The sequence below is a fragment of the Nonomuraea lactucae genome (assembly GCF_003313395.1).
Lineage (GTDB): Bacteria > Actinomycetota > Actinomycetes > Streptosporangiales > Streptosporangiaceae > Nonomuraea > Nonomuraea lactucae.
On record NZ_QNFZ01000632.1, the window covers coordinates 1 to 2575 of the forward strand.

Sequence of the window (2575 nt, forward strand, 5' to 3'; positions counted from 1 at the left end):
GGACCCGCGACCGGTGCCCGGCTGGCCGCGGCTCGACTGGTCGATGGACGCCGCGCTGCTGCTGGCCGCGCTCGCCGCCCGGGCCGGCGACCGGGTCGACTTCCTCGCCTACGACCGGGCCGTACGGGCCTGGCTGGCCGGGGCCTCGCGCACCGAGCTGCTGTCGTCGCTGGTGAACGTGATGGCCCCGATCGAGGCCGAGCTCATCGAGGCCGACTCGCAGGGCATGGTCGCCTCCATCCTGTCGCGGGCCAGGCGGCGCTGCCTGGTGGTGCTGCTCACCGATCTCAACCCGGCCGCGATGGAGGAGGGGCTCATGCCGGTGCTGCCCCAGCTCTCCTCGCGCCACCTGGTGCTGGTGGCCGCGGTGTCCGACCCCCGCGTGGCCGCCATGGCGGCGCGGCGGGAGTCGGCCGAGGACGTGTACGACGCGGCGGCGGCCGAGCACACGCGGCTGGCCCGCAGGCGGCTGACGGCGAGGCTGCGCCGCCACGGCGTGGAGGTGGTCGACGCGGCCCCGGACGACATCGCGCCGGCGCTGGCCGACGCCTACCTGGCGCTGAAGGCCGCCGGACGCCTCTAGCCCGGAGGCCGGTCGGGTGGCAGGTGACCCGGAGCGTCCCATGGCAGTCCGGCGCCTGGGCGCTCCTTGGCGGTCCGGCGGGATCTCCAGGCGTCCACGAACAACCTCTCCTGCCCGTTGAGACCTGCCAGGACGCCGTGCGGATGCCATCTATCGCCGCGTGCCATCCATCGCCGCGGAGCGGGACAGGTCAGGCGGTCGGGGCCACGTCGGGGGCGCGTTCGAGGTCACCGGTCTCGTTCTGCCGCGCGGCCCTCCGCCCGAACGCCACCACGTACGCGAGGAACACCACCTCGGCGAGCACCCCGATGGCGATCCGCGCCCAGGTGGGCAGGCCCGACGGGGTGACGAACGCCTCGATCAGCCCCGACACGAACAGCACCACGACGAGCCCGAGCGCCACGCTCACCACCGCCCTGCCCTGCTCGGCCAGCACGTCGACGCGCTTGCGCGGACCGGGATCGACGATCGTCCACCCCAGCCGCATGCCGACGGCCGCGGCGAGGAAGACCGCGGTGAGCTCCAGCAGCCCGTGCGGGGTGATCAGTCCGAAGAAGATGTCCAGCTTGCCCCTGGAGGCCATGAGGCCGGCCGCCACGGCGACGTTCTCGGCGTTGGCCCAGAGCACGAGCGGGATGGGCAGCCCCATGAAGATCGCGTAGATGATGACCTGTGCCGACACCCAGGCGTTGTTGATCCACACGCGGCCGGCGAAGGAGGCGGCGGGGTTCTCGGAGTAGTAGTCGGCGAAGTCGTGCTCCACCATCTGGGTGATCTCGTCCGGGGAGGCGATGGCCGCCTGCACGTCGGGATCGCCGGCCACCCAGGCCCCCAGCAGCCAGGACACCGCGAGGAACGCCAGCCCGGTGGCCAGCCACCACCACCTCGCCCGGTAGGCCACCACGGGGAACGACACCGTGAAGAACCTGCCGAACTCCCGCCAGGCCGGGGTGCGCGCCCCCGTCACCGCCGACCTGGCCCTGGCGACCAGCGCGGACAGGCGGCCGACGAGCATCGCGTCGGTCGAGGCCGAGCGGACGATCGACAGATGCGTGGACACTCTCTGGTAGAGGTCCACCAGCTCGTCCACCTCCGCTCCGGTCAGGGACGAGCGGCGCTTGACCAGGTGCTCCAGCCGGTCCCATACGGGGCGGTGCGTCGTGACGAAGGCATCGATGTCCACCCGACCATTCTGGCCGGTCGATCAAGCGGCCATTGCCGTTAGGCTCCACGTATGTCAGAGGTTGTGACCGGAGACGCCGTCGTCGTCGAGGTGCGCGTCGCGCAGATGCCCTCCCGCGCCCTGGCGCTCGCCATCGACCTGGCGGTGCAGCTCACCGTCCTGATCGGCACCGGGGTGGCGCTGCAGGCGTTCTCGGTGATCTCCGATCCGGCGATGTTCGCCGCGGTGTCGATCGCGCTGAGCGTGCTGGTCCTCGTCGGCTACCCGGTGATCTTCGAGTCGGCCAGCCGGGGGCGCAGCCTCGGCAAGCTGGCGCTGGGGCTCAGGGTGGTCAGCGACGACGGCGGCCCCGAGCGGTTCAGGCAGGCGCTGTTCCGCGGGCTGGCGGGGGTGGTGGAGTTCTGGATGTTCTCAGGGGCTCCGGCGTTGATCTCGTCGCTCGTCTCGGAACGCGGCAAGCGGCTCGGCGACGTCTTCGCGGGCACGATCGTGATCTCCGAGCGCGGGCCGCGGGACCTGGGGCAGGCCCTCTGGATGCCGCCGCCGCTGGCCGCCTGGGCGGCGACGCTGGAGCTCTCCGGGCTTCCGGAGGACGTGGCCATGGCCGCCCGGCAGTACCTCGCCCGCTGGCACGACCTGTCGCCTCGCGTCCAGCACGAGATGGGGGTGCGGATCGCGACGCAGGTCGCGACGTCCGTCTCGCCTCCCGCGCCGCCCGGTGTGCCGCCGCACGCCTACCTGAGCGCGGTCCTGGCCGAGCGCCGCAGGCGCGACCAGGCGCGGCTGGCGCAGCGCGCGGCCGGCTTCCC

The 2575-nt window shown here is 72.9% G+C and carries 3 protein-coding genes; 2 read left to right on the forward strand and 1 reads right to left on the reverse strand.

Going from position 1 to position 2575, the window contains the following annotated elements:
* Nucleotides 1-583: DUF58 domain-containing protein (locus DQW85_RS24525; RefSeq protein ID WP_476703613.1), on the forward strand; the 583-nt coding region annotated here is incomplete at its 5' end.
* 190 nt (nucleotides 584-773) lie between these two features.
* Here DQW85_RS24525 and DQW85_RS24530 read toward each other — a convergent pair.
* On the reverse strand, nucleotides 774-1766 hold the full coding sequence (locus tag DQW85_RS24530; protein WP_113702375.1) for a stage II sporulation protein M: 993 nt from the start codon (nucleotides 1764-1766) through the stop codon (nucleotides 774-776).
* Between the two features lie 51 nt (nucleotides 1767-1817).
* On the opposite strand from DQW85_RS24530, the gene DQW85_RS24535 reads away from it, so the two are divergent.
* Nucleotides 1818-2575 (forward strand): RDD family protein (locus DQW85_RS24535; protein WP_162795337.1); only part of this gene is annotated, 758 nt, incomplete at its 3' end.